Annotated in this window: 23 protein-coding genes and 1 pseudogene; 6 read left to right on the top strand and 18 right to left on the bottom strand. The window is 60.4% G+C overall.

What is annotated here, in order from left to right; translation table 11 throughout:
- Window positions 1-123: 123 nt before the first annotated feature.
- From AC1DMK_RS23365 to AC1DMK_RS23400, 8 genes are all read right to left on the bottom strand, one after another.
- A complete protein-coding gene (locus AC1DMK_RS23365; protein ID WP_477862380.1) occupies window positions 124-309 on the bottom strand; it encodes a hypothetical protein in 186 nt (61 codons plus the stop codon).
- 64 nt (window positions 310-373) lie between these two features.
- A complete protein-coding gene (locus AC1DMK_RS23370; protein ID WP_477862382.1) occupies window positions 374-3,403 on the bottom strand; it encodes an alpha-mannosidase in 3,030 nt (1,009 codons plus the stop codon).
- Window positions 3,404-3,517: 114 nt separating this feature from the next.
- The gene (locus tag AC1DMK_RS23375) at window positions 3,518-4,573 is read right to left on the bottom strand and encodes an ABC transporter ATP-binding protein (protein WP_477862384.1); all 1,056 of its coding nucleotides are present in this window, start codon (window positions 4,571-4,573) and stop codon (window positions 3,518-3,520) included.
- Between the two features lie 24 nt (window positions 4,574-4,597).
- Complete coding sequence (locus AC1DMK_RS23380; protein ID WP_477862386.1) at window positions 4,598-5,452, bottom strand: sugar phosphate isomerase/epimerase family protein; 855 nt, start codon at window positions 5,450-5,452, stop codon at window positions 4,598-4,600.
- A 33-nt stretch (window positions 5,453-5,485) separates the two neighbouring features.
- Window positions 5,486-6,724 (bottom strand): ROK family transcriptional regulator, encoded by a 1,239-nt coding sequence (locus AC1DMK_RS23385; protein WP_037058383.1) that lies wholly within the window; start codon window positions 6,722-6,724, stop codon window positions 5,486-5,488.
- A gap of 53 nt (window positions 6,725-6,777) precedes the next feature.
- Window positions 6,778-7,620: a carbohydrate ABC transporter permease gene (locus AC1DMK_RS23390; RefSeq protein ID WP_477862388.1), complete on the bottom strand. Its 843-nt coding sequence runs from the start codon at window positions 7,618-7,620 to the stop codon at window positions 6,778-6,780.
- On the bottom strand, window positions 7,617-8,546 hold the full coding sequence (locus AC1DMK_RS23395; protein ID WP_477862390.1) for a carbohydrate ABC transporter permease: 930 nt from the start codon (window positions 8,544-8,546) through the stop codon (window positions 7,617-7,619). Before AC1DMK_RS23395 ends, AC1DMK_RS23390 begins: the two co-directional genes overlap by 4 nt.
- Before the next feature lie 67 nt (window positions 8,547-8,613).
- Window positions 8,614-9,912, bottom strand: a complete 1,299-nt coding sequence (locus AC1DMK_RS23400) for an extracellular solute-binding protein (RefSeq protein WP_477862392.1) — start codon at window positions 9,910-9,912, stop codon at window positions 8,614-8,616.
- A 274-nt stretch (window positions 9,913-10,186) separates the two neighbouring features.
- On the opposite strand from AC1DMK_RS23400, the gene AC1DMK_RS23405 reads away from it, so the two are divergent.
- Window positions 10,187-11,233 (top strand): Gfo/Idh/MocA family protein, encoded by a 1,047-nt coding sequence (locus AC1DMK_RS23405; RefSeq protein WP_477862394.1) that lies wholly within the window; start codon window positions 10,187-10,189, stop codon window positions 11,231-11,233.
- 34 nt (window positions 11,234-11,267) lie between these two features.
- Here AC1DMK_RS23405 and AC1DMK_RS23410 read toward each other — a convergent pair whose 3' ends face one another.
- Complete coding sequence (locus AC1DMK_RS23410; RefSeq protein WP_477862396.1) at window positions 11,268-12,413, bottom strand: ROK family transcriptional regulator; 1,146 nt, start codon at window positions 12,411-12,413, stop codon at window positions 11,268-11,270.
- Window positions 12,414-12,643: 230 nt separating this feature from the next.
- On the opposite strand from AC1DMK_RS23410, the gene AC1DMK_RS23415 reads away from it, so the two are divergent.
- A complete protein-coding gene (locus AC1DMK_RS23415; protein ID WP_477862398.1) occupies window positions 12,644-13,495 on the top strand; it encodes a glycerophosphodiester phosphodiesterase in 852 nt (283 codons plus the stop codon).
- Here AC1DMK_RS23415 and AC1DMK_RS23420 read toward each other — a convergent pair whose 3' ends face one another.
- From AC1DMK_RS23420 to AC1DMK_RS23450, 7 genes are read right to left on the bottom strand one after another with little or no spacing between them, the layout of a single operon-like run.
- Window positions 13,496-14,317 carry an inositol monophosphatase family protein gene (locus AC1DMK_RS23420; RefSeq protein WP_477862400.1) on the bottom strand — a complete coding sequence of 274 codons (822 nt, stop codon included), beginning with the start codon at window positions 14,315-14,317 and terminating at the stop codon, window positions 13,496-13,498.
- Window positions 14,317-15,321: a LacI family DNA-binding transcriptional regulator gene (locus AC1DMK_RS23425; RefSeq protein WP_477862402.1), complete on the bottom strand. Its 1,005-nt coding sequence runs from the start codon at window positions 15,319-15,321 to the stop codon at window positions 14,317-14,319. Before AC1DMK_RS23425 ends, AC1DMK_RS23420 begins: the two co-directional genes overlap by 1 nt.
- Window positions 15,305-16,084: a glycerophosphodiester phosphodiesterase gene (locus tag AC1DMK_RS23430; protein ID WP_477862404.1), complete on the bottom strand. Its 780-nt coding sequence runs from the start codon at window positions 16,082-16,084 to the stop codon at window positions 15,305-15,307. The genes AC1DMK_RS23425 and AC1DMK_RS23430 overlap by 17 nt, the downstream gene beginning before the upstream one ends.
- A complete protein-coding gene (locus AC1DMK_RS23435; RefSeq protein ID WP_477862406.1) occupies window positions 16,084-17,139 on the bottom strand; it encodes an ABC transporter ATP-binding protein in 1,056 nt (351 codons plus the stop codon). Before AC1DMK_RS23435 ends, AC1DMK_RS23430 begins: the two co-directional genes overlap by 1 nt.
- The gene (locus AC1DMK_RS23440; protein WP_037058000.1) at window positions 17,139-17,981 is read right to left on the bottom strand and encodes a carbohydrate ABC transporter permease; all 843 of its coding nucleotides are present in this window, start codon (window positions 17,979-17,981) and stop codon (window positions 17,139-17,141) included. The genes AC1DMK_RS23435 and AC1DMK_RS23440 overlap by 1 nt, the downstream gene beginning before the upstream one ends.
- Window positions 17,982-17,983: 2 nt before the next feature.
- Entirely contained in the window at window positions 17,984-19,285 is a 1,302-nt protein-coding gene (locus tag AC1DMK_RS23445) for a carbohydrate ABC transporter permease (RefSeq protein ID WP_477862409.1), read from the bottom strand.
- Window positions 19,286-19,342: 57 nt separating this feature from the next.
- A complete protein-coding gene (locus tag AC1DMK_RS23450) occupies window positions 19,343-20,689 on the bottom strand; it encodes an extracellular solute-binding protein (protein ID WP_477862411.1) in 1,347 nt (448 codons plus the stop codon).
- A gap of 454 nt (window positions 20,690-21,143) precedes the next feature.
- On the opposite strand from AC1DMK_RS23450, the gene minC reads away from it, so the two are divergent.
- From minC to AC1DMK_RS23470, 4 genes and pseudogenes are all read left to right on the top strand, one after another.
- A complete protein-coding gene (gene minC, locus AC1DMK_RS23455; protein ID WP_477862413.1) occupies window positions 21,144-21,881 on the top strand; it encodes a septum site-determining protein MinC in 738 nt (245 codons plus the stop codon).
- Window positions 21,882-21,913: 32 nt separating this feature from the next.
- Window positions 21,914-22,729 (top strand): septum site-determining protein MinD, encoded by an 816-nt coding sequence (gene minD / locus AC1DMK_RS23460; protein WP_037057993.1) that lies wholly within the window; start codon window positions 21,914-21,916, stop codon window positions 22,727-22,729.
- Window positions 22,726-22,986: a cell division topological specificity factor MinE gene (gene minE, locus AC1DMK_RS23465; protein ID WP_037057992.1), complete on the top strand. Its 261-nt coding sequence runs from the start codon at window positions 22,726-22,728 to the stop codon at window positions 22,984-22,986. Before minD ends, minE begins: the two co-directional genes overlap by 4 nt.
- 203 nt (window positions 22,987-23,189) lie before the next feature.
- A pseudogene (locus AC1DMK_RS23470) lies at window positions 23,190-23,493 on the top strand (IS3 family transposase); the annotation flags it as partial.
- Window positions 23,494-23,605: 112 nt separating this feature from the next.
- Here AC1DMK_RS23470 and AC1DMK_RS23475 read toward each other — a convergent pair.
- Window positions 23,606-25,243, bottom strand: a complete 1,638-nt coding sequence (locus AC1DMK_RS23475; protein ID WP_477862416.1) for an FGGY-family carbohydrate kinase — start codon at window positions 25,241-25,243, stop codon at window positions 23,606-23,608.
- Window positions 25,244-25,302: 59 nt separating this feature from the next.
- Window positions 25,303-26,031 carry an SDR family oxidoreductase gene (locus AC1DMK_RS23480; RefSeq protein WP_477862418.1) on the bottom strand — a complete coding sequence of 243 codons (729 nt, stop codon included), beginning with the start codon at window positions 26,029-26,031 and terminating at the stop codon, window positions 25,303-25,305.
- Between the last annotated feature and the right edge of the window lie 25 nt (window positions 26,032-26,056).

The raw sequence follows: 26,056 nt of genomic DNA on the forward strand, positions 1-26,056 counted from the left end.
CGTGGACATAGATGTCGCGGCGAGACGGCGCTAACCGCGAGGTCCAGTTCCAGGCGCCAACGAGATCGCTCAGAGTGACCGCTTTGCACAAAGTCGTCGCGACACCCATTGCATGAAGACGTCTTAAACTCCAGCGATCGGGGCCACGTTGGTTTCGCTGCGCCAATAGGAGACCACCAAGTGATCCTCTCTCTTCAGATTGAGGTGCTTGCGCATATACTCACGAATAGCCTTGGAGGCCTCGAACTCACTGCAGGGCCAGCGCCGGGCGCCGAAATTCGCCACCGCCTTCAAGGGGCGATAGCGCATGAGTGCAAGTCCTGCTCAGGCAAGGCCATGGGACACCAACGTCTTCAATCCAGGTTTCTTTGGATCAGAGTTTCTGCAGCTTCCAGGTGCGAATCTCAAACGGCATGATCTCTGCCGGACCTTGCCTCTGCATGGGCTCTTCGAGAATGTTCAAAGCACCCGAGGGCTTCCAGCCATGTGGCACCTTGAGAACAAGATCGCCCCGGCGTCCGGCAGGTTCGTAAAGACGCAGAACCAGGCCGTCACCCTCTTCCGCGCTTTTCAGACTAGAGAGCGCGATGGGCACACCTTCAACCACAAGCGGCTGAACGGAGCCGGCCGCCAACCCCTCTGCCTCAACGCAGACGAGCGGCTGGTTGAGATCGATTGCCTCGCCGAGAACGCCGCCGTCGTGCCACGTGCCTTCATGCGGCATCAGTGCATAGGTGAAAACCTGCTCCCCTTCGTCGGCCAAGGGATCCGGATAGACAGGCGCACGCACCAGGCTCATGCCAATCACGTTGCCGCACGTGCTGTGGCCGTATTTCGCGTTGTTCAGGAGCGCAACGCCAAAGCCGGGCTCGCTGATATCGACGAAGCGATGCGCTACCGCCTCGAACATCGCCTGATCCCAGGATGTGTTCCTGTGGGTCGCGCGCTCGATCACCCCAAAGGCGCATTCGAACGTGGCCGTCCGCGACTGAACCGCGACCGGATTGAGGGTGCGCAGCAACGTGCGGCGATCATGCCAGTCGATTGTCGTCTCGATGTCGAGACGCCTGGCATTGGCGGTCAGTACATAGGTCTGGGTCACGCTCGAATCCCGATAGCGATAGACCACGCGGATTGCCGCGCGATGCTGCCCGCTTTCCGCGAGCGTAATGCTCTCGGGCCTGTCCAGGCGAATGCCCTTCTCGGCATAGTCGGCGTCAACATCCCAGGCGTCCCAGTTGCGCGGCTTGTCGGCTGGATACACCCAGAGCTGGTTTGCGGAGCCGTCCAGCGCTTCGCGGCCGGTGGCTTTGTGTACCAGACTGGACACTGCGCCATCCTTGCCGATCGTTACGGACAGATAGGCGTTCTCAAGGGTATGCGCGCGCGCCTTCAACTCGTTTGAGGGCCGGAGCGCGGCGCGGTCGAAAACAGCAACCGAAAGCGGCGCGACCATATCGCCCGTCGAGAGCACCGTGCCGTCCCCCAGCCTGACATTCAGCGGCCGGACGCAAAGCGACGGATTTGCGGCTACCACGGCATTGGCGATGCCCCCCTTCGAAAGCTTCGACGTCAGCGCTGCCATGGCCTTCTCCTGTTCGGCCCTGGCGCTCTCGAGCACGCCTCCAAGCTCTCGCTCCGCATCGACATAGACCTCGCGGATACTGGAACCTGGAAGGATGTCATGGAATTCGTTCTTCAGGACGATGCGCCAATCCATCTCAAAGCTCCGCGGCGCCTCGCCGCCGATCAGATGGACCAACGAACCCAGCGTCTCGGCCGTGATCAGGGCGCGCTCGGCCTGGCGATGCATGCGCTTGACGCCGCTCTGCGTGGTCAATGTCGCACGGTGCAGCTCGAGATAGATCTCACCGTCCCATACGGGCAGGTCCTTGTCGGCCGCCGTCTTGTGCGCTCCTTCATAGTACGCCTTGACGGTGCCCCAGCGCGCCTRCGGGATGGCTGGAAAGTCGCGGAGCTGCACTTCGCGCTCTACCATCTCCGGCGTCACGCCGCCGCCGCCGTCTCCGTATCCGACCGCAAGCAGCGATGTCTCGTGCTGCGTCTTTCCGCGGAAATTCTTCCAGGTCGGCACGAAGCAATCCGGCCGCACGAAGCCGTTGTAGCCCTGCATCGGATTGTCGAATGTGTGGGTCAGGACCTTGCTGCCGTCGAGACCCTTCCACCAGAAGAGATCCGACGGAAAACGGTTCGTCTCGCTCCAGTTCACCTTGATGGTGAAGAAGCTGTCGATCCCACCGAGACGAAGGATCTGCGGAAGTGCACCGGAGAAGCCGAAGCAATCCGGCAGCCAGCAAACCGTATGCCGCGTGCCGAACATCTTCTCGAAGTAACGCTGGCCATAGAGCAACTGGCGGGCGAGGCTCTCGCCGGTCGGCATGTTGGTGTCGGGCTCGACCCACATGCCGCCGACCGTTTCCCACTTGCCTTCCTCAACCTGCCTCTTGATACGCTCCAGCAGTTCGGGATCGTCCTCCTCCATTTGCGCGTAATAGTGCGCCGTCGACTGGTTGAAGCGGAAATCGTCGGAACGCTCCATCAGGGACAACGCCGTATTGAAGGTGCGGCGCATCTTCCGGCGCGTCTCGTCGTAAGGCCAAAGCCAGGCGAGATCGATATGCGCGTGCCCCGACAGCATCAACTCACCATTCGGCGGGAACCGCTTCTGCAATCCTTTCAGCTGTGCGGTCAGCGCCTCGAAGGCCTCGCCGGCCAAGGCGCTCTGCTCGCCTGTCAGGCCGGCCGGATATTCGTCAAGCTCCGGCAGCTGCCAGATTTTCTGCTGGAATTCTGCCCCGGAGGTTCGGGAGATGTAGGCCGCGGTCGCCGACGGCCAGTCGAGGCTGCGGAGCGCCTCTTCGGCCGCGTCCATGAGATGCGGGATCACTTCGTGTTCGCCCAAGGCCTCGATTGCCTCGGCGATCTGACGCAAGAGAAGGTGCAGGCGGTGGACGGGCAGGTCCAGGCAGGCAAGCCTTGCGCGATTGAGCTTCGGATGACGATTGGGTTCGCCGAAGGGAAACCGCGCGACACTGTCGGTCGCGATCGAGAAATCGCGGTTCCTTACCTCGAATTCCTGGTGATAGGGATCAAGACCGAAGGTTTCGGACCGGCCGTCCGGATAGGAAAGTGTGATCAGGCTTTCGCCGCCGAGATCAAGCTGCAGACGGATATCCTCGAACGGCCACTCTCTTGGCGCCTGCGCCTTCGCTGCAAAATGAACGACTCCCTCGCGGTGCGGCCAATCCTGCTGATGCGCTATAGGCATGCCCTCAAAGGTCCAGCCATCGATCACGACAGTGTCCCTGTTTCGCCAATGGGCGAGTTCGGCGGTACGGACTTTGAGGCGATCGAGACGCTGAGAAATGGTCAGATGCTGCATGACGCTTGTCCTGTCTTTGCATACTTCAGCCACTGACCGTCTCTGCGGTCATGGCTTTCGAGGGTGAGGCGTTGAACGGCAGGTCGGGTCCGGCGCTCGCCGCGTTTTGCAATCTCAGTGGTTGTTTCCCGGCACGATCCGATTGCCGTTTTCGTCGAAGAGATGAATAGCCGCGGTAATTGGCGACACGCGCAGTGTCTCTCCGGGTTTTAGACTGATCCTTTCGCGGAACACGCAGGAAAGCGTCTGCTCGCCAAGCCGGGCAATCACGAGAGTTTCCGAACCAGTCGGCTCCAACACGACGATCTCGATATCGATACCCTGGGGATCCAGATGGATGTGTTCGGGCCTTATTCCATACATGACGGCGCTTGCCGGTTTGAAATCAACCGGAAGGACCGTTCCCTGCTCTGTCCGGAAGCCCTCTGGTGTCATGCTGCCCTTGATGAAATTCATTGCGGGTGAGCCGATGAAACCGGCAACGAAAAGGTTGTTCGGCCGATCGTAGAGATCAAGCGGTGATCCCGATTGTTCGATACGGCCGTCGCGCATGACAACGATCTTGTCTGCCATCGTCATCGCTTCGATCTGGTCATGCGTGACGTAGATCGTCGTCGTTTTCAGCCGCTGGTGCAGCTCCTTGATTTCGGAGCGCATCTGCACCCGCAGCTTCGCATCGAGATTGGAAAGCGGCTCGTCAAACAGGAAGACCGCCGGATCGCGCACAATCGCCCTGCCCATCGCGACACGCTGGCGCTGGCCGCCGGAGAGCTGTTTGGGATAACGCTCAAGAAGGCTTTCGAGACCCAGAATCCGAGCCGCCCTATCGACCCGGGTAGCAATATCGGTCTTCGGCATGCGCTTCAGGCGCAGCGAAAAGCCCATATTCTGGGCGACTGTCATATGCGGATAGAGGGCATAATTCTGGAATACCATGGCAATGTCGCGGTCCTTGGGGGCAAGTTCGTTGACGACGTGCTTGCCGATCCGGATCTCGCCGTCGGTGATGCCCTCCAGGCCGGCGATCATCCTCAAAAGGGTGGATTTACCGCAACCCGACGGGCCGACCAAAATGACGAACTCGCCGTCACCGATATCGACTGAGACGCCCTTGATCGCCTTGAAGGCGCCGTAGGCCTTGCGCGCATTGCTAACCGACACATTCGCCATTGCTGTTCTCCCTGATTGTTCCTGTCAGATCGACGTCAGCACGTTGCGCAGATAGGCAAGACCAAGCCGTTCGCCTTGCTTGCGTGCATCGATATCCTTGCCCGGCCATCCAAAGGCCGCGTCCTCGTGTTCGATCGAAAGCGTGCCGTCGAAGCCGTACGAGCTTGCCTGACGCAGGAATCTCTGCCAGTCGAGCAGGCCTTTGCCGGGCAATTTGTATTGCCACCAGCCCTTTCCATGATAGCCGACCGCCTGCTGCATCTCAGCGTCAATCGCCGTATCCTTTGCATGCAGGATGGCGATCCGGTCTTTCACATCCTCCAGCGCACTGTAGGGATCGATACCGAGGCGGATCAGATGCGAGGGGTCGAATTCCAGGCCGAAGCGTGGGCTCTCGATCCGCTTGAAGAGTTCCCGCCACCCCTGCGGCGTCGTCCCGATGAAATTGTCTTTCGGGCCGGGCCAGTTCTCTATGGCGAAAATCAATCCGCTCGCCTCAGTTTTGGCAATCAGGCGGTTGGCGTAGTCGGCAAATTCGTCGTAGTTGGCCTCGTCGCTTGCCGTGTCGTCGCGTCCCGGAAAAATGACGAAGACCGGCACCTTGGCCTCGCCGATCGCCTGCGCGAAATCGGCCGTCCTGCGCCGCAATTCCTGCCGCCGTGCGGAATCAGGATCCAGCTGGTTGCCGAAAAAGGTAATCGACGAGACGAACAGATTGCGTTCGCGCGCCATTGCAACGGCGCCAGCCACGCGCTCGGGCGACTTGATATGGCCGCCCACATCGATCTCGATTGCGTCAAAGCCCTCAACGGCAGCGAAATCGGCCACCTCCTCGAAGGGCCGGTCGTTGAAGGTCGACGTGTAAAATCCAACTTTCATATCAATTCCTCCTCAATCCGGTCAGCCGCTGGTTCAGGCATTCAGCCTGTCCATGAATTTGAGCGGTGACCGGGTGCGTTGTTCGGGATTGGCCGATGCAAGCATCAGGGCGGCGGCCATCGGCATGACGGCGCCTCCGAGGGCGGACGCGTCCTCCATGAGGGATGCGCGGTGGATCGACGGCAGGTCGGGATCCGTGCCTTGAAGATGCTCGTGCGTGTAACGCAGCAGTTCGTCGATCATGCGCACAGGAAGCCGGCCGCCGACGAGCACTGCGTCGGGATCGACGATCATACCGATATGCGTGACGGCTTCGGCGACATAGACGCTCATTTGCTTCAGCCACCGTGAAACGAGGGCCCTGCCGGTTGCATCCAGCGCAAGCAGATCCTGCGGGCAGGACGCGCGAACGCCGTTCTTGCCCAGGTAATCGTAGAGGAAAAACAGCGAGAATATCTCCCCGAAGAGTTCCACTCTCGTGGCTCCCGGGTTCGCGGGATCCACGGTCGGCAGCCAGCCGATCTCGCCACTGAGACCCATGGCACCTCGATGGCCGTTGCCGTCCAGAACGAGGCCGCCACCCATGCAGGCGTTGATCGCAATGTAGAAGAAACTGCTGCTCTCGGTGCCGAGGCCGTATTCCAACTCCGCCAATGCCGCGGCATTGGTCTCATTTTCGATGTAGACCGGATGGTCGGTCAGGCTCTCAAGGGCCGCGCGCACGTCGAACGTCGTCCATGCCTGATATTCGCGGGGCTTTCCCAGGAAGGCGATCTCGCCCAGCCAGTCAGGAACAGCAAGGCCAATGCCCGCAAGCCGGGCATCGTCGATCAGCCGGCTGCGCTGGAAGTGCGAAATGGCGTCCGAGGTGAGTTCGATGAACTCGTCCGGCAGTATGAACGGTTTTTCGTGGTGAACCCGCCCGCGGACATTGCCGACGGCATCGACCGCCACGATCGTCAGATGATCGCGGTCGATGTTCACGCCAATCGAGAAGCAGGCATCCGGATTAATTTCCAGCTCGATTGCCGGCTGGCCCCTGAGGCCATGGCGGCGGCGCGCCTCGATGATCAGGCCTGCGTCTAGGAGCCTGTCGACGATGCGGGCAATCGCCGGTTTGCTGAAGCCTGTCTGCCGGGCAACCTCCGCCCTCGAGATCGGCGCCTGACGATGGATGCAGCGCAAGACGATGGCACGGTTGTGCTCGCCCGCATCCTCGACGTTTGCTCCTGAAAGATCTGCGAATTCATAATTGTCGCGTGTTTGCCGCATCATTGAAGCCTCGTGCCGTTTTTTCATCCTGTCCTCGATATCAGCGACCTCATCTAGCCTTTGACGGCACCGCTCGTCATGGCGCTTAGAATGAGCCGCTGCAGGGACAGGAAGGCGACAATCGCAGGCACGACGGAGATCAGGCAAGCAGCCGCCAGCAATTGCACCGATGAATCCGTCTGCATCCCCCTGAAATTGAAGATGCCGACGCCGATCGGCATCAGGTTGTTCTGCGTCAGGAGGAGAAAGGGAACCAGGAACTGCGACCAGCCGGCGATCACTGTGATGATGAACACCGAGGCGATCCCAGGCGCTGACAATGGCAACACGATCCGCCAGAAAACCGAGAAACGGTTGCATCCGTCGATCATCGCAGCCTCGTCGAGACTGCGCGGGATACCATCCACAGTGCTCTTCAAAAGCCAGGTCGCCAACGGCACACCCAGCGCAACATAGACCATGACCACCGAAAAATGAGTGTCGAGCAGGCCAAGGCGATTCATGTAGCGGTACAGCGGAACCATGATGACAAGCGGCGAAATCATCTGGAAGAGCAGCAACCCCATCATCGATAGTCCCTTGCCGCGGAAGTGAAAACGGGAGAAGGCATAGGCGGCCGGCAAGGCCACGATGAGCACACCGAAGCCGCTGAGTGCCGCGAGCTTCAGACCGTTCCAGAGATAGAGCGGGAAGTAGCTGTTGGTCAGCACCGTGATGAAGTTGTCGAAGGTCGGGTTGTTGGGGATGTAGCGCGACACACCGCGATAGATTTCCCGCCGGTCGCGCATCGCCAGCGACAGAAGATAGGACAGCGGACCTGCGAAGAAAACGAACATCACGATCATGAAGAGATAGCTGAGGAGATCTCCGAGCCGGCTTCCGGTTCTAGCGCTCATTGTTCTTCCTCCCTGGGCAGAAACGAGGCGTAGACGAAGGCGAGACTGAGGCTGATCAGCAGCATCAGTACCGACAGGACACTACCGCCGGAGAGATCGTAGTTCCTGAAGACAATGTTGAAGACGTAGAGCGAGATCACCTCTGTCGCCCGTCCAGGCCCGCCGCCGGTCAGCGTGATGATGGCGTCGAAGGTGTTGAGCGTCATGATGGTGATCAAGATCATGTTGACGAGGATCGCGGCGCGCAGCTGCGGCAAGGTGACGAAGGCGAACTGCTGCGAGGACGTGGCGCCATCCACTTCGGCGGCTTCATAGAGCGACGGATCGATGGCCTTCAGCGCCGCATACATCACGACCATGGAAAAAGCCGTTCCGCGCCAGATGTTGGATATCAGCGCCGACCAGGGCGCGATCGAAGGGTCGGAAAGCCAGGCGACGGTGGGCATATGCATGAGGCGCAGGATGCTGTTGAGCGCGCCGTAAGGGGCTTCGGAAAACAGCATCTGCCAGATGATACCGCCAGCAATCCCCGGCACGACCCAGGCGACGAGCGCGGTCGTGCGCAGGATGGTCGTGCCGAACAGACCACGCTTTTCGCCACGGACCACGACGACGGCCACGGCAAGCCCGAGTATCTGTTGGCCGATGACGCTGCCACCGACGAAGATGAGAGTGGCCCAGAGAATATCGGGCAGTTGCGGAGAGGTCAGCGCGTTGTATATCGATCCGAACGTATATTGCTGATTGTCGCCGATCAGCGTGGCATTTGTGAAGGACAGGCGGAATACGTCGAGCACGGGATAGAGGTAGAAGATCCCAATAACGACTATGGCGGGCAGCATCCACGGCAGCGGGGCGCCTGCGAAACTGCGCATGAACGATCTGCGATGAGGCGAACTCGTGGCCTCCATTGCGATTGGGCTCATAAGGCTTCTCTATCCGGATTTTGATGGTCATTGGCGGCGCCTTCAGGCGCCGCCGCGAGCGCAAAGGCTAGAGACGCTTGTAGGCCTCCATTGTCGCATTGAAGGCAGCATTCAGTGCCTCCTCGGGCTGCTTGGTGCCCGACAGGACGTCGCCCATCATGATCTGGATCTGATTGGAGATTTCCGGATAGATGGGCGCACCGGGACGCGCCTGACCGTCGGCGAGTGCCTGGGCGAAGACCTTGTTGGCGTCCGTGGCAAAGACCGGATACTTGTCGAAGAGCGACTTTCGTGTCGGCAATTGCTGTTGCAGGGCGTTTGCCGGACCCATGTAGACTTCGCGGGCAAGGTTGGCGCACATCTCGACCTTCTCCTTGTCCTTGCTGAACGAGGCGATTGTCCAGCCCCCGGTGCCGGTCGAGCGCTGGTCTGCGGTCGGCCCAGGAATTGGCGAGAAGGTCCAGTTGTTGAAATCGTCCTCGTCGAGTGTGGCTTTCAGCTGCGCATACTGCCAGTTGCCGCCGATGAAAAGGGCAGATGTACCCGCCGCTGCCGCGGCATTGAGGTCGTCGTAGTTGGCGATGGTGGTCACGCGTTTCGGCGCGGCGCCGGAATCGACCAGATCCTTGTAGTAGCCGAGAGCCTTGAGGAATTTCTCCTTGTTGTCGCCTTCGCCAAAGACCGGCTTGCCGGACTCGTCGACCAGCTTTCCACCCAGCGCCCAGTAATTGGCAAGCCAATCGAACGTTGCGCCCTCATACCGGCCGCCATTGAAGAGTACGCCCTCCATGCCCTGTTGAACGGACGCCAATGCCGCCTTCTTCAGGTCGTCCCAGGTCTGTGGCGCATCGGGAACGATCGATTTATTGCGATAGAGGACGCGCAGGTCGGTATCCCACCACCAGGCGCGGACCGTGCCATCCTTGTCGGTGACGCCTTCGCGGATGAAGGGAAAGAGATCGGCGACTTCGTCCTTGGTGAAGTAGGACGTGAAGTCGGCGAGCACATGATTGACCATGAACTGAGACAGAACGAAGGAATCCACGGCTGCGCAATCGGGCGCATTGCCGGCCTTGGCCTGTTCGAGCATCTTCGCTTGCTCGGTACCGATATCGGCCGACATGAACTGCAGCTGCAGTTTCCAATCCGGATATTTCTTGATGAAGTCGACGAAGATCTTCTGATAGCCCTCGGCGATCGCCGGATCGGCATTGTTCGGGCTGTCATTCGTCAGTCTTACGACAAGCGACTTCGGCGCATTCGCAAGGCCGATCCTGTCTTTTGCCGCCAGTTCCTGGGCTGACGCGGTGTGCAATGAGAATAACGCAGTGCTCAGCGCGAGGGCGCTGACAGTAGCTCTGATCATGATGGGTCTCCTCCCCATTTTGAACGAATGCAGCCTGGCGGTCTGTTGACCTATCCTCATTTCCATGCTGCAGTGATTAGATTAAGTAACTTTGATTTCCTGTCAAGCATGAACGTCGAGGAGCGGATCATGGCGGTTTCCAACACCAGCTAGCCGGGCGACTGATCCGGACTTCAAGTGTGAAAAAAAGGGCGTCGCGGTCCTGCTGCGGCTGCTGCGCATAGTTGTGCCGTCGCATCACGGCGGCCATTTTCCAATGTCCATGGAGGATTTCATGCGTTTACTTATTCTCGGCACCGGCGGCATGGCCAACCAGCATGCCGCGAATTTCAAAGCCATCGAGGGCGTGAGTGTCGTTGGCGGCGTCGATGTGGAGCCTGCGCGTCTTGCAGCTTTCTGCACCGAGCACGGCATTGTCAATCAATTCCACTCTCTCGAGGATGCGCTCGCCTGGGGCGAATTCGACGCCCTCGCCAACGTCACGCCGGATCGCATCCACCATCCGACGACCTTGCAGGCGATTGCCGCCGGCAAGCACGTCTTCTGCGAAAAACCGCTAGCGACCGATGCGCCGAAAGCGCTGGAGATGACCGAAGCAATCGAGCGCTCGGGCAAGGTCGGAATGGTGAATTTCACCTACCGGAATTCGCCTGCACTGCAGAAGGGCCGTCAAATGGTGCTTGCAGGGGAGATCGGGGCGGTGCGCCACGTCGAAGCCTCTCACCTGCAAAGCTGGCTCGTCGGCAATCACTGGGGCGACTGGAAGACGGAAAGCAAATGGCTGTGGCGCCTCAGCAAGAAGCACGGCTCGAACGGCGCACTGGGCGACATCGGGATCCACATCGTCGATTTCGCCTCGTATGGTTCAGGGCTCGACGTCGCCCATGTCTTCGCGCGGCTCAAGACCTTCGACAAGGCGCCTGGGCACAAGATCGGGGAATACGATCTCGATGCGAACGACAGCTTTACGATGAATGTCGATTTCACCACCGGCGCGATCGGAACGATCCAGGCAACACGCACGGCCGCCGGCCAGTTCGACCAGCTGCGGCTGCGCTGCTACGGCGAAACCGGCTCCATCGAGATGATTTACGATACCGGCAAGTCAACGCTGCGCGCCTGCCTTGGCGAGGATGTGCATACCCGCACCTGGCGCGACATCCCCTTCGACCCGGTGGAGACGAACTATCAGCGTTTCGTGCAGGCGGTCAGGGCCGGGAAAACCCAGGAGCCGTCGTTCCGCCGGGCCGCCAACATCCAGAAAGTCCTCGACAAGGCACTCGCATCGGATGAGAGCCACAGGGACGAAGAATTGGTATGAGAAGCCTTTTTCCCGCGCGAACGGCAGGGACGCCCTAACCTGCCGCCGGCTGCGGCAGAAGCGTATCGAGGAACGGCAGCAATGCCGCTCCGAGCGCGATGCCGCCGCCGCTAAAGCTTGCCGGCTTGATCGGTGAAATCCAGGGCGTGAGAAACGGCCGGGTGGTTGTGTCGCTGCGCTCGATCGACAGCTGGTGGATCAAGGCTTCGACGATCCCTCGCGGCAGGCGTCCTCCGATCATGATCGTGCTCGGTGCGATGAAGCCTGCAATCGCGAGAATGGGATCGAGCAGGTGGCCCGCGGCATCCTTGACCCACTTTCCCAGGGCCGGAGAAGCCGGGATCTCGTCGTCAACAAGAATGCGCTTGAAGTCCTCCTCGCCCAGGACCGCCCTCAATGCCTGCAGGCCGACGACGCTGTCCAGGCGCACGTGGTCGGGGCCGGTCCGCATCGCACCGATGCTGCCGGCCTTTCCATGAACGCCGGCAAAAGGCACGCCGCGCACGAGGAAGCCCGCCTGTACATCGTCATCGATGATGATCATCGCCAGGCCGCCCGCGGGAACGCCGGCGCCGATCGTCCGCTCCGCGAGAACGGCCGCAACGCATTCGTTTTCGACCAGCACGCGCGATATTCCCAGGACATCAGCAACCGCGAGGTCCAGTTCACTGTCCCAATCATTGGCCGCGATGCCGACGCCGATGATCGGCTTGTCGGGCCACCCGGCCTCCCGTATGCGGCCGACGGCCTCGGCAACCGTATCGACGGCCGAGGTCAAAGCCTCCAAGTCCAAGCGCTTGCGAACCTGTCCGCTGAGATCGACGAGTACTGCCTCGACGCGGCCGGGCCGCAGCCATAGCCCAACGGACAAAGCACCGTCCGGTATCAGGGCGAATTCGGTCGAGGACGCACCGCCGCCTGCCACACCGTTGCGTCGACCGGAGCTGACCAACCCCTCTTTCGTCAGCCTTCCGAGGACATTGGTGATACCGGGACCCGTCAAGCCGCAATGTGCGCCAAGTTCCAGACGTGTCAGCGGCCCGTGGCGGCGGATGGCCTCCAGGATGACACGAAAATTCCGATCGGCAATCTCAAGCGAGCGCAGGCCGACCTTCTTGCCGAAGACGCCTTCGGAAGTCATGGCAACGGTGCGCCCCGGTCTCGATCGCAGGTGCCGCATGGTCTACTCTCTTCGATAGCGATCATGCGCTTTTGAACGATGCGGCCATCGATCACAATACCATTCTTCGATTCGGCGCTTTCGCGGCGCGGAAATGCTGCCAAAGAACAGACAATGTCGACGATACCGTGCGGCTACGTCTTCGTCGACCTAATGGAAAGCGCATTGTGTTGACCAAACGGGAAATGATAGATGCCTCGGCCAGACAGTCGGGAGAGAAAGCGAGTGATATGGACGCCTCAGGCTTGGAGATACGTCACGATGGCCATTCTACGCGACTGAAATGGCATCGGCTGCGCCGCGAAATGCGCGACCCCCTGTTTTCGCGGGAAGTCATGACGGCAGGTTTCGAGGACGGTGCATCGATGGAACTCGATCTGCGCGTACGCGCAGACGGGGGGTTCGTCGTGCTGCACGATGCCGAGCTTGAGGGTGAGACGACCGGGAGCGGACCAATCGTATCGACGACTTTAGAGGATTTGCTCGCAATCCGCATGCGGCAGGACGGGCGCCCTCTCATCCTCAGTGAAAACCTTTCGGCCATGATGCAGACGACACATCCGAAAGCTCTGCTGCAGTTCGACATGAAGGACGATTATGCAACGATCGGCGAGAGAGGTCTTGCGCATCTCACGGCGCATTTCAGCAGCACGGCCGCGTCGATCATCGTCAGTGGCGCATGCCTCGACCTGATCGTCGCGGTCAAGGAGCGCCTGCCCCATCTGAAACGGGGCATCGATCCGACCGACAAATTGATCGATGTCTACCGGCAAGACGGGCTGGCTGCCGTCGAACGCGAACTACTGACCGACCTGCGCGGCCCTGCGGAGCCGGACACGGTCTACCTTCACTGGCCGCTCATCCTTCGCGCCAAGCGGGATGGTCTCGACCTGATCGACATCTGCCGGGCCGAAGGCCGGCTTGTCGACGCCTGGACCTTCACGTTGAAGCAACCTGACGCCGGTTTCGACGACGAGGAATGGGCGAGTTTCTCGGCGTTGATGGCGCTGAAACCTGATCAGGTGACCACGGACGAGGCCCCGGCGACCGCGCGTGCCTGGGCACGGCGTGTGGCGGGCTGATCAGCCCGCCGTCGGCTTCAGACCTTCGATCTCCAGGATGAATTCGAACTCCCGGGCAAGCCCCGGCGAATAGGCAACGACCGGACCACCGTCGGACAGAAGCGATGGGAGAGAGGGCGTCGCGACGATTGCGCCCGCTTCGCGGGCGATCAACGCGCCGGCCAGCATATCCCACGCATTCAGGTGCCGCTCGTAATAGAGATCGGCCGCGCCCTCGGCGACGCGCAGGAGGTCGATCGCGGCCGCACCCATGCGGCGGTAGTCCATGCCGCGCTCATGCAGGCGGCGAGAGACGGAAAGATGCTCATCGAAGCTTGTCTTGCGCGAATGGCCAAGGATGCACAGAGCATTGGCCGGATCGCTCGTGACGGCAGCATGAACGGCGATACCCTCGCGAAACGCTCCCTTGCCACGCACTGCGGACACAACGGAATCCTTGGCGGCGTCGTAGACCACACCGATTTCGAGGCGGCCTTCCGCGCAGAAGGCGATTGATACGCCCCAGTGGGGGAAACCACGGATGTAGTTCGTCGTGCCGTCGATCGGATCGACGACCCAGGTTCCGGCATCGCCGGAACTGCCGCCCGTTTCCTCGCCCATGAAGGTGTCTTGCGGAAACAGGGAAAGTATTCCGTCGCGAATAGCCTGCTCGGCATTGCGGTCGGCGACAGTGACAAAATCCTGCAAGCCTTTGTTCTCGACCTTCAGCCCCGGCCCTATGTCCGCGCGGAAGCGAGCCGCCTCGCGGCCAACCCGGCGGGCGATCTCAATCGCGGCCGCGGCGCGGACATCAATGGCAGCGGCATCGAATGCGGAACTCATCAGGCGGTCCTTCTCTTGATCAGTGAAACAGGCGTGAATTCCACACGCGCCGTCATGTCGGGGTCTGCCATCCGGCTGATCAAGAGGTCGATTGTCTGTTCGGCCTGGAGGTCGCAAGGTTGGCGGATGGTGGTGAGCTCGTAGGCGGCCCAGCTTGCCTGGGGAATGTCGTCATGGCCGATGACGCGGATAACAGGCGCGTCATCGCGGCTGCGACCGGACATCAGTCGGTCGACGACACCGCAGGCCATGTAGTCGTTGGCGCAGAAGACACCGTCGATCGCCATCGGCGGAAGTTTGGACGCGATCTCATAGCCACATGGATAGTTATTCACGGCAACTGTGAGCAGCTGTACTTCGACCCCGCGCTGGCGGCAGCGACCGAGGAAGGCATCGCTGCGGCGACGCGCCGTATAGGAGACAGAAGGCGCTGCAATCACAGCGAGGCGCCCGGCGCCTGCATCGATCAGATGGTCGGCGGCCAGATGCCCGGCAGTTCGGTCGTCGGAAATGATGCGGTCGACAAAAGGAATGTCGTCTCCCTTGTTGATCAATACGATCGGCACGCCTTCGGAGGCACACTGCTCGCAGAGTTCCGTCGGCGGAGCGTCCGATGTCACGATAACCCCCGACACGGCATAATGCAGCAGTTGGCCAATGACGGTTGAGGTATCCGCCTCCTTTGAGGTCGGCAACAGAATCGGGCGGAAATTGCGAGAAATGAGGGTGCGGGCGAGATGCTCGATCTGAAGGGTGCGGAACGGGTTGTCCAGCCCTGCCGCGACAACACCGACAAGGTCAGAGCGCTTGTTGGTCAGGCTGCGAGCAAGATAGTTGACGCGGTAGCCGAGTTCCTTGGCGGCTTGATGGATTTTTTCGCGGGTCTTCGGCGAGACGCTCGCATCGGGCGTAAAAGCGCGTGAAACCGCCGCGCGCGAGACGCCTGCCACGCGCGCCACATCGAAAGACGTTACTCTGCGCGGTCCCTTATCCTTGTCTGCCAAGATTTACTTCCCCACCCGTGGCGGTGCGCATCATGTCCGGCAGGTCCGTGCAGATGCCGAGCACCGGCAGCTTCATTATGTCATCGAGGATCGGCTGTCGCTCCTCGTGCCACAGGACGATCTCGCGGCCCTCTGCGAAGGCGCGACCCATCAGTACCAGGGTGACCAGATCCTGCGGCCTGTCGCCGCCGCGTTCCCAGCAAAGGTGTAGGATGTCTGCATGCGCCTCGTCGCCCATGGCATGCGGATCGTGACCGACGCGGACAAGCACCGAGAGCGGATAGTCGCATCCTGCTTCGCGCAGCTCGCGGACCTGTGCGGTATCGAAAGAGCCGAGGCAGGCGAAGCGCTGGCCTTGCCCCTCCAGGTACTGCCAGCATCGAAGTCCGCTTCCCGGCGCCTTTAGCTCGACATAGAGCCCGGTTCCAGTTTCGCGACCGAGGGTCGCGACAGCCTCGAACGTCGGCACCTCCACGCCGTCCAATCCCGCAAGTTCCGCCGCGGTCATCTCCGAGATTCGGCGGTCCACGCCGAAGACGCGCTCGAGATGATCGTCATGGGAGACGACAACCACGCCGTCCTTCGTCAACTGGGTGTCGAGCTCCCACATTTCGGCGCCGAGCTCTGCAGCCAGGCGAAAGGCGGCGAGCGTGTTTTCACGGGTATGGCCGCTGGCGCCGCGATGGCCGATGCAGAAGGGAAGTTGGCCCTTGCCTGCCGGCCAACGATAGCGCTCGAGGAAGGCCGAGAAGTCGCGTTTCATCAGAGCCTCCGTCCGTTTTCATCAAATACCAGCACATTGCGGCTGTCGATGGCCCATGTGACCTCGTCACCGATCCCGATGTCTTGGCGGGCCGGCTGGATGGACCGCAGCAACGCGCCATCGGCAAGACGTACGTCGTACAGATTCTCGCGACCCTGGGTCTCTGCGAAATTTATGGTGCCGGTCAGGTGCACGTCGCCCGTCGGACTGTAATGTTCAGGTCGTACGCCGAGAATCAGTTTTGCGCCTTCGCCGGCAGCAACCGAGACGGGTAGCGGAACTTCGATCTGGCTACCGGGAATGGAGAAGGCGCCTTTCGACGCCACGCCGTGCAGGAAGGTGATCGGCGGATTGCCGAGAAAGCCCGCGACGAAGGCGGTGCGCGGGTCGTTGTACATGTCCGCCGGCGTTGCGATCTGCACGATCTCGCCTTCTTTCATGATGGCAATACGGTCACACATGCTCATGGCCTCAACCTGATCGTGGGTCACGAGAATAGCGGTGATGCCTGTCTCGCGCTGGATGCGGCGAATTTCGGACCGCATTTCCAGCCTGAGCTTCGCGTCGAGGTTGGCAAGCGGTTCGTCGAGCAGGAGGACGTCGGGCTTGCGGATGAGCGCGCGGGCGAGCGCCACGCGCTGCTGTTGCCCCCCGGAAAGCTCGGAGGGGCGGCGGCCCTTCAGGTTGCTGATCTGCACAAGCCCAGCGATGTGGTCGACTTCCCTGCCAATTTCCGCCAGGGCCATTCCCTTGACCTTCAGTGGAAACCCGATGTTTTCGGCGACCGTCATGTGCGGATAGAGCGCATATGACTGGAAGACGACGCCGACATTGCGCGCCTGGCTCGGTAGATCCGTCACGTCGCGGTCGCCAAAGAGAATGCGACCTCCGGTCGGACGATGGATGCCGCAGACGGCGAAAAGCGTCGTCGATTTGCCGCAACCCGAAGGACCTAGGAGGGCCAGCATCTCGCCATGCGCCACTTCGAGATTCATGTTCTCGATCACCTTGGTGGCGCCGAAGCTCTTCGAGAAATTGTCGAGGAGGATACGCATCAGCCTTTGCTCCCGCCGCCGTAGATATTCATCAGATATTTGTGGAAGAAAATGTAGAGCAGCAGGACCGGGATCACGTAGAACACGCCCACCGCCTTGAAAGTACCGAAGTCGAAATTGTTGTCGTCGGCGATCAGCCCCGAGAGATAGACCGAGAGCACCTGAACCTGGCCGCCTGGTGCCAGCACCTGCGGCAGGATGAATTCGCCCCAGCTTGACAGGAAGGAGAAGAGCGCCAGTGCCATGATCGCCGGACGAACCTGCGGCAGCACGAGGCTGCGCCACACGCGAAATCGCGAGGCACCATCGACGACGCCGGCCATTTCGATCTCCCAGGGAACGGCGTCATAGAATCCCTTCATCAGCCAGATGCCAAGCGGCAGGTCGATCGCGGCCTTCACAAGGATGACGCCGATGAGGGAATTATAGAGGCCGACCATCTGAAGCACGATGAAGATTGCAATGATGAGCGTCACCGACGGGAAGGCATGCAGCACCATGACGCCGGCGAGGAAGAAGCCGCGCGCGGGCACGTTCAACCGTGAGAGTACGTATCCGGCCATCGATGAGACGAGCAGCACGACAGCCGTGGTGCTTGCCGTGAAGATCAGCGTGTTCAGCGTCACCAGCCAGATGTTCGGCCTTCCGGGCGGCGTCTGCCAAAGGAAGGACCAGTGGCGAAATGTGATTGCATCCGGGATCAGTGACGCAGGCTGCGTGTCGATGATCGTGTCGATGAAGAGATAAGCATACATCAGCACCAGCGGCAGACTGACGATCGTCAGAGCCAGAATGACCGGCCAAGTGCGATAGTTTGCAGACGGTTGCGATTTTTCCGCCATGTTCAGTCCTCGATGAGCGGCCGCGCAACCAGCGTGGCGTAGTTGAAGACGCGCAGATAGGCGAGCGACAGGATGATGCCGATTACCACGAGGACCAACGCCATCGCCGCGCCCAGGCCGTATTCCAGATTGCCGGCGTAATTATTGAGCGCCGTGTGATAGGCAGCGAGCGACCAAACTTCGGTCGCCTTGCCCGGTCCACCGCGGGTCGACAGCAGGATTTCATTGAAGGAGGCAAGCAGCGACAACGTCTGGTAGCAGGTGACGAAGAGGATCGGCCAGCGCATCTGGGGCAGGATGATGTAGCGGATCTGCTGCCAGCGACTGGCACCATCCACCTCGCTTGCAAAGAACTGGCTCTTGGGAATTGCCCTCAGTGCCGAAGAAAAAACCAGCATGCCCATGGAGGCACCGATGAAGCCGTTGATCAGCACCACGAAGAACCAGGCGTGGTAGGCGCTGTCGAGAAGGTAGTTTTTCGGCGGGTAGCCGAATTTGCCCATCAACACGGAGATAAAGCCGGTATCCCAGGCAAGCCACTTCCACATCAGCACGTAGATGACAACAGGCGTAATGCGCGGCAGGAGCCAGATGGACCGGAAGATCGTCGCCGGCAGGTCCGGCATGTAGTGCGTCCAGATCGCCAGAGCCATCGCGTAGGTGGTATTGAACAAGACGAGTACAAGGGCGACATAGAGAAGGGTGTTGAAGAGTATCTGCGCCATATCCGGCGAGGAGGAGATGCGCGAGAAGTTCTCCGTCGTCCAGCTCCAGCCGGTATATGTCGCTTTGGCCAGGCCCTCCTTCTGCTCCGGGGTGAGCTTGAAGCCGAACTTGTCGAGAGAGGCAAACAGCGCGTCTTTGCTCGCAAAACGCAGGTTGGCCACGGAGCGGTTGAACTGTTCGGAAATCTGCTTGACGTCTGGGGTCGAAGGCCGGTCCTTCAGATCCTTGATCATGCGTTCGGCCTCGCGCCGCGAGGGGAAGACGTCGCCGAGGTGCTTCTCTCGCAGCTCCCCGGCAATGCCGGGATCGAGCCCGAGACCCTCAACGCTCTTGATGCCTTCCTCGTCGATTGCATAGCGCGGCTCGGTCAGCTGTTGCACGACCTCCGGCATTTCGATCCTGAGCGCGGCAAGCGAATTCGGCGCGATCTGGTAGGCGCCGCCTGAAATGCCGGTGGCGGTCGTCATGTTCGTGAAGGAAAAGACGGCGGTCAGGACGACCGGCATCAGGAAGAACAGCAGGATCATAACCGCGGCAGGCGCGATCATCACGAGTCCCAGCGTTCTGGACGTTCTCATCGAAAGTCTCCGCAAAGGATCCGGGCGGACGGGCCGCCCGGAAGGTTGCCTGGGTGCTTAGCGGATGACGATCTTGTCGCCGAGCGTGCTCTTCAGTTCGCTCTCGACGTCATTGACGGCGGCATCCGGGGTCTTGGCGCCCGTCCAGGATGCTTCAAGCCCCTTCCACATGATGTTCCAGTAGGTGCCGAAGTCGGCATTGTTGGGCATCGCGCTGGCGTAGGGCAGCAGGCGCTCGGTGGCTTCACGCGCCCAGCGATCAGACGAGTAAAGCTCGATCTCGGTTTCGGCTTTCGAAATGCCGAGGTGGGCGGACTTGACCGCATGCAGCACGTTGATGCGCGGCTCGGAAGCGATTTTGATCAGCTGGGCGGCGACCTCGGTGGATTCCTTGTCGTGACCAGAGGTCAGGAGATAGACGAGCGGATGCGTCAGCGTGTTGGCCTTGCCGCCTTCGCCGGCCGGGATCAGCGTGAAGACAACGTTGCCGAAGAAGTCCTTCAGGCCCTCCTGGTTGACGTAGCGGGCGTAGTGCCAGGTACCGCCGTGCCAGATGCCGGCCTTGCCTGAGGCCACTTCCTTCCACCATTGGTCGCCGGGCATGCCGATGTGGTTCTTCTTGGTAACACCCTCCTTCACGGCATCTGCAAAGAACTGGTAGGTGCGCTGCATCGCCGCCTTGTCGAAGACGAGCTTGCCGTTTTCTTCCATCGTGCCGCCGAAGCTGGTGTAGAATTGCCAGTAGTCCGGGCCGTTGGTATTGCGCGGATAGAAGCCGTAGCCCGCCTGGACCAAGCCCTTGTCCTGCATCTTCTTGGCGTCTTCCAGCACGTTCTTCATCGTGTAGCTGCCGTCCTGGACCTTCTTCGGCAACGCATCGAGATCGGCGTCGCTATAGCCGATCGCCTTCATGTAGGGCTTCCAGAAGAACATCGGGCGGGACTCGGCGTCCTGCGGAATGCCGTAGACCGTACCGTTGAAGGAGGCGATCTTCATCAGGTTTTCGTAGATATTGTTGAGAGGCCAGGAGTCGAGGTCAACATAGTCCTCGATCGGCACGATCAGCCCGGACTGCGCCCAAGGGCCGATGTCCTCGTGGCCCGTGACGACGATGTTCGGAGCAGTCTTGGCTTCGGCGGCAAGCGTCATTGCCTGTTTGAAGTCCTCCCAACCGCTATAAGCTTTCTTCTCGACCGTGATCTTCAGGTCTTCACCCTTAATCGCAGCTTCACGCTGAAACTGCTCGGCGGCGATGTCGATGGCGTCGAGGCGGTAGACATCGTTGGGTCCCGTACCGCCCGCCCATACCGTGATGGTCACATCCTTGGCAAAGGACAATGCCGTTGTAGAGGCCAGGATGGCAGCTGCGGCGGTCATGCACTGCAATGTCTTCAGAATAGTCATCTCTACGTTTCCTCCGGAAGGTCGGGTGTATGCCTCTTAACGGGCCATCACCTGTGTTGAAGGCCATCGCGAGGTCCCATGAAAAGCGCGAACAAGTCTTGCTCTACGTGGGGCGTGTGACGGCCGAATGACAAAATTGAGCACGTGTGCAACATAACTATGACGCGGCAAAAAAACATTGCAAGCGGCATTTTCAGCTCGCGAGATCCGGCGGACTTGGGCTGAATTGAGCAGCAGAAATTGCACCGGCTATGCGCGACCGCAGGCGGATACAGCGCAGATGGACGAATGCCAAATCGTCTGCAATACCGGACAAACGCCTCATTGGAACCGAAATCAACGTGACCGCGTATTCGAACCGGTGTCGACGGCAGGGGCCTGCTCTCTGGCTCGCCGTGTTAACTTTTTGTTAACCATCCTGGAGGTAAACAGGCAGAACGATTTATTAACATAGATGACCAAAGTGCTAACAGACGCTCGCTCGATCCGTATCAAGGGCCGCTCTTTCCTGGCGGTCATGCTATCTCCCGACCTGCCTTTCGATGACTGGTTGGTCCGGCTCGACGATCTTGCTGCGCGTTCGGCGGGCTTCTTCCTGGGACGTCCGGTCGTGCTCGATGTGACCGATCTGGCGATTGACCGTTCTCAGCTGAAGGATCTCATCGCAGAACTTGCTGCGCGCAACGTCAGCATTATGGGAATCGAAGGCGGACGCCCCTCCCTCCTGGGCCCCGGCATGCCTCCAGCGCTGAAGGGTGGCAGACCGGTTTCCGACTTTGCCATCGCCGAGAAAGAGGAGGTCGTCGATTCGCAAAACCGGCCGTCGACGCCCGAAGCGCGCCCTCCCATGCAACCATCATCCACACAATCGATTGTCCTCAGAGAACCGGTGCGTTCCGGCCAATCGGTGATCTTCCCCGAAGGGGACGTGACGGTCGTCGGATCCGTTGCTTCCGGTGCAGAGATCATCGCTGGGGGGTCGATCCATATATACGGAACGCTGCGCGGAAGAGCGATGGCCGGGTCGATCGGCAACGCGTCGGCGCGCATCTTTTGCCGCAAGCTTGAGGCCGAGCTGGTGGCGATCGATGGCATCTACAAAATGGCAGATGACATGACCCCCAACCTTCGTGGGCAAGCCGTCCAGCTTTGGCTCGAAGATGACGCGATCATGGCAGAGAAACTGATCTAGGCCGCGAGCCGGCCAGGGCATAGGAGAGCAAGATGGGGAAAGTCATCGTAGTCACGTCAGGCAAGGGCGGGGTCGGAAAGACGACCTCGACCGCGGCACTGGGGGCAGCCCTGGCGCAGCGAAACGAGAAAGTCGTGGTCGTGGATTTCGATGTCGGACTTCGCAATCTCGACTTGGTGATGGGTGCGGAGCGGAGGGTGGTCTACGACCTGATCAACGTCATACAGGGCGACGCCAAGCTCTCTCAGGCGCTTATCCGCGATAAACGGCTGGAAACGCTTTTTTTGCTGCCAGCCTCGCAAACACGGGACAAGGACAACTTGACGGCAGAAGGTGTCGAGCGGGTCATAAGCGATTTGAAGCGACATTTCGACTGGATCATATGCGATAGCCCGGCCGGTATCGAGCGCGGAGCCACCTTGGCAATGCGCCACGCCGATATTGCGGTCGTCGTGACCAACCCCGAGGTTTCGTCGGTTCGCGATTCCGACCGTATCATCGGCCTTCTGGATGCAAAGACGGCCAAGGCGGAGCGTGGCGAGCGTATGGAGAAGCACCTGTTGCTTACCCGCTATGACGCGAACCGCGCCGAGCGGGGCGATATGCTCAAGGTCGACGATGTCCTCGATATTCTATCCATTCCGCTTCTTGGCATAATTCCAGAAAGCATGGATGTCCTGCGAGCGTCCAATATCGGTGCTCCCGTCACTTTGGCCGACAGCCGCAGCGCTCCTGCGATGGCTTACTTCGATGCTGCTCGCCGGCTCGCTGGCGAAACTCTGCCGATCACGATTCCTGGGGAAAAGCGGGGCTTTTTCGGCAAGATATTTGGACGGAGGGCCGCATGAACATTTTCCAATTTTTTGTCAAACAGAGAACCGCACCCGCTGCACGCGAACGTCTGCAGGTGTTGCTAGCCCACGAACGCTCGTCGGCAGGCTCGGACCTCATCTCGGTTCTGCGCGAGGAAATCCTTGCGGTGATCGCCAGGCACGTCCAGGTCGACAGTGACAGAGTACGCGTAAAGATGGATCGCGATGAGCATATGTCGATCCTGGAGATCGATGTCGAGATCCCGCTTGATGCGGACGTTCGAGCAGCCTAACTCGGTCATCGCGCCGCGGTTCTGAATTTGATGGTCCGTCTCCAGTCGGAGAAGGATCCAGGCCGGCGGGCCCATCGAGCGATCCCTCGCGAGAGGGGCGCGGAGGTTCCCGCGATATGCAATATCGGAGAACCTCCGCGTTACAGGAGTGACCACCGGGATGACGGCCGCGGAGTCTTGAACTTCAACAGAGCTGGCTCGGAAAAATTGGACCGCGGCTGCACGTCGCGACGCTGATGAGGGAGCTGGGCATTGAGGCGATCTGCCATCGTCCCTTGTACGTCGAAACCCGCACCTGGGCACAAGGTTTTCCCTACTTGCTCAGGAAGCTGGCGGTGACTAGACCCAATCACGTCTGGACGATGGACATCACCTACAGTCCGATGGCATGCCACTCCGCCGTGGTGGTTCATTCGTCGGGTCCTGTCGTGGCGGCTGACGACCAGGCTGGAAATAGCTTGCATCGAGGCGGCCGAGGAAGCGCTTGCCCGCTATCGCACGCCCGACGGCGCGTTCGACGCGCTCGCAGTCGTCAATACCCCCGGAAAGTTGTTTGGATCATTCCTATCGCCGTTCTCCTGGCACGCGCCGATGATCAATGCTTCGGCGGCTCGTAATCTCAGAAGTCCCGCATCAGCCGGCAAGCATTTTGAAGATCATTGAAAGCCTTGTAGCGCTTGTTGTGAAGCTGAGACAATTCCCCCCCCGCCGGGTTATGGGTGCCGGCAACGCCGGACAGGCTTGTCATTGCTTGGCCGACATCGGAAAAGGCGCCCGCGGCTACTGCACCGAGTATGGCGGAACCGAGTAAGACTGGTTCGTCCGACTGGGGTGCCACGACTGGCTTGCCGCAGGCATCCGCAAGGATCTGGCGAACGAAATCATGCTGCCCCGCCCCGCCACTAATCACGATCTGATCGATATGTGCGCCGGCATTTGCCTGGGTTTCGACTATCTGCTTGAGGCCATAACCGATCCCACAGACACCAGCCACGTAGAGCGCTACCAAACTATTGAAGTCCCGCTCCATTCCAAGACCTGCAATGATCGCACGCGAATGCGGGTCGGCAAACGGTGCACGATTGCCGAGAAACTCCGGGACGACATGCAGACCTGTGGCAAGCCGCACGGCGTCCGATAGATCGTTGACCTTTTCCGCTGCAGCATCCGCGAGCAGAACCGGCAGGGGCACACGCCGCTCGGCGGCTTTTCCAGCCGCCTCCGCCGCCGCAGGATGAAACGAGAGAAGTTGGTCTATTGCGGCGCCTGCCGCACTTTGCCCCCCTTCGTTCAACCACATGCCGGGTACCATAGCAGAATAATAAGGGCCCCAGACCCCCGGCACGAATACCGGGTCGGATGTTGAGGTCATAGTGCAGGACGAAGTCCCGAAGACGTAGGCGAGATTGCGCTCAGGTTGACCACCGATGCCAACAGTTCCTATGCCGCCGGCGTGCGCGTCGATCATACCGGCCGCGACAGCCGTCCCCGGCTTCAGGCCCATGGCCGCTGCCGCCACCTCTGTCAGTCCGTTCCCCAAGGTCGCACCCGGCTCAACGATCTCGGTCCCGATCCGCGCAAACCCCTCGTCCGCCAGGGCGCCGAGCCCAATCTTGCGGAAATAAGATGGATCCCAACGCTGCTCGTGCGCAAGATAGGTCCACTTGCAGGTCACCGTGCAGGTAGAACGGGCGAGAGCGCCGGTCGACCGCCAAGTCAGAAAGTCCGCGAGATCGAAGAACTGCCAGGCTGCATCGAACACCTGTGGACGGTTCTCCTTCAGCCACAGGAGTTTAGGCGTTTCCATTTCCGGGGAAATCCGACCCCCGACATACCGCAAGACGTCATGGCCGAGCGCATTGATACGTTCGGCCTGAGCAACGGCGCGGTGATCCATCCAGACGATGATATCGCGCCTCGGGTCTTCGGAGGGACCAACGGCGAGCGGCTTGCCGCCCTCGCCGAGAACGACGAGCGAGCAAGTCGCATCGAAGCCGAGACCGATGACTGAAGCCGGATCGACACCGGCGACCGACACGACCTCGCGAACGATCGAGCAGACCGCCTGCCAGATCTCGGCGCTCGATTGCTCCACCATAGCGCCCGGTTCGCGAAACAGCGAAATGTCCCGCTTGGCGGTGGCAAGCATGCGACCATCGAGGTCGAACAGGCCCGCGCGGGCGCTCCCGGTGCCGACATCGACGCCGACGACGTGGCTCGCGCCTCTCGGCGCTGCCGGGTTCGGTGTGGTGCTCATGGTCTCTGGCTCTTTTATTTCTTTGAATCAGGTATCTGACGGCGGCCGATTGGTCGGTCTTATAGATCGACGCTGTTCGGCAATATGACGAGATCGCGGATCGTGACATTTCGCGGCCGCGACAGCATGAACAGGACCGCTTCTGCCACTTCCTTCGGCTGCATCAGGCTGCCGTTGGCGAGTGCCTCTTCCATCTTTGCCTTCGGCCAGTCGTCGAGCAGAGCCGTCACCACGGGTCCCGGCAGAACCGCGCCAACACGCACGCCATGCTGCGCCACCTGGCGGCGCGTCGAGTGAACAAAAGCCTGCACCGCAAATTTCGATGCGGTGTAGATTGGCTCCCAGACGACCGGCACGACACCGGCGATGGAACTTGTGAAAAGGATATCACCCGATTTCTCTGCGATCATGTGCGGCAGGACGGCATGGACCGAACGGAAAGCCGCATTGATGTTGAGATTGAGCACGCGGTCCCAGGCGTTCGGATCGCCGTCAGCGACAGCACCGCCGATGTAGGCACCAGCGTTGGCATGGAAGATATCCAGCCGGCCGGCCAGCTCCAAAATGCGGGGCAGCATCCCCGAGACCTCCTCGGGAGCAAGCAGATCGACGACAAGAGGCTTGGCGCGATCGCCGAGTTCCTGGCAAAGAGCGTCGAGCCTGTCCTTGGCGCGATCGATGAGAACAACGGTCGCACCTTCTGCAAGCAGCGTGCGGGCGCATTCAAGCCCGATACCGGAAGCAGCACCGGTGATGGCGGCAACCTTGCCTTTCATGAGTTCAGCCATAGCGTAATTCTCCTGGAATATGGTT

The sequence above is a fragment of the Rhizobium sp. 05L419 genome, from assembly GCF_056397845.1.

Coding starts and splice junctions, on each gene's coding strand:
- AC1DMK_RS23375 (WP_477862384.1), bottom strand. CDS start 4,573: ATGGCGAATGTGTCGGTTAGCAATGCGCGCAAGGCCTACGGCGCCTTC.
- AC1DMK_RS23480 (WP_477862418.1), bottom strand. CDS start 26,031: ATGGCTGAACTCATGAAAGGCAAGGTTGCCGCCATCACCGGTGCTGCT.
- AC1DMK_RS23410 (WP_477862396.1), bottom strand. CDS start 12,413: ATGCGGCACCTGCGATCGAGACCGGGGCGCACCGTTGCCATGACTTCC.
- AC1DMK_RS23475 (WP_477862416.1), bottom strand. CDS start 25,243: ATGAGCACCACACCGAACCCGGCAGCGCCGAGAGGCGCGAGCCACGTC.
- minC (WP_477862413.1), top strand. CDS start 21,144: ATGACCAAAGTGCTAACAGACGCTCGCTCGATCCGTATCAAGGGCCGC.
- AC1DMK_RS23365 (WP_477862380.1), bottom strand. CDS start 309: ATGCGCTATCGCCCCTTGAAGGCGGTGGCGAATTTCGGCGCCCGGCGC.
- AC1DMK_RS23450 (WP_477862411.1), bottom strand. CDS start 20,689: ATGACTATTCTGAAGACATTGCAGTGCATGACCGCCGCAGCTGCCATC.
- AC1DMK_RS23385 (WP_037058383.1), bottom strand. CDS start 6,724: ATGCGGCAAACACGCGACAATTATGAATTCGCAGATCTTTCAGGAGCA.
- AC1DMK_RS23415 (WP_477862398.1), top strand. CDS start 12,644: ATGGACGCCTCAGGCTTGGAGATACGTCACGATGGCCATTCTACGCGA.
- AC1DMK_RS23405 (WP_477862394.1), top strand. CDS start 10,187: ATGCGTTTACTTATTCTCGGCACCGGCGGCATGGCCAACCAGCATGCC.
- AC1DMK_RS23420 (WP_477862400.1), bottom strand. CDS start 14,317: ATGAGTTCCGCATTCGATGCCGCTGCCATTGATGTCCGCGCCGCGGCC.
- AC1DMK_RS23430 (WP_477862404.1), bottom strand. CDS start 16,084: ATGAAACGCGACTTCTCGGCCTTCCTCGAGCGCTATCGTTGGCCGGCA.
- AC1DMK_RS23390 (WP_477862388.1), bottom strand. CDS start 7,620: ATGAGCGCTAGAACCGGAAGCCGGCTCGGAGATCTCCTCAGCTATCTC.
- AC1DMK_RS23395 (WP_477862390.1), bottom strand. CDS start 8,546: ATGAGCCCAATCGCAATGGAGGCCACGAGTTCGCCTCATCGCAGATCG.
- AC1DMK_RS23435 (WP_477862406.1), bottom strand. CDS start 17,139: ATGCGTATCCTCCTCGACAATTTCTCGAAGAGCTTCGGCGCCACCAAG.
- AC1DMK_RS23440 (WP_037058000.1), bottom strand. CDS start 17,981: ATGGCGGAAAAATCGCAACCGTCTGCAAACTATCGCACTTGGCCGGTC.
- AC1DMK_RS23380 (WP_477862386.1), bottom strand. CDS start 5,452: ATGAAAGTTGGATTTTACACGTCGACCTTCAACGACCGGCCCTTCGAG.
- AC1DMK_RS23445 (WP_477862409.1), bottom strand. CDS start 19,285: ATGAGAACGTCCAGAACGCTGGGACTCGTGATGATCGCGCCTGCCGCG.
- minE (WP_037057992.1), top strand. CDS start 22,726: ATGAACATTTTCCAATTTTTTGTCAAACAGAGAACCGCACCCGCTGCA.
- AC1DMK_RS23400 (WP_477862392.1), bottom strand. CDS start 9,912: ATGATCAGAGCTACTGTCAGCGCCCTCGCGCTGAGCACTGCGTTATTC.
- minD (WP_037057993.1), top strand. CDS start 21,914: ATGGGGAAAGTCATCGTAGTCACGTCAGGCAAGGGCGGGGTCGGAAAG.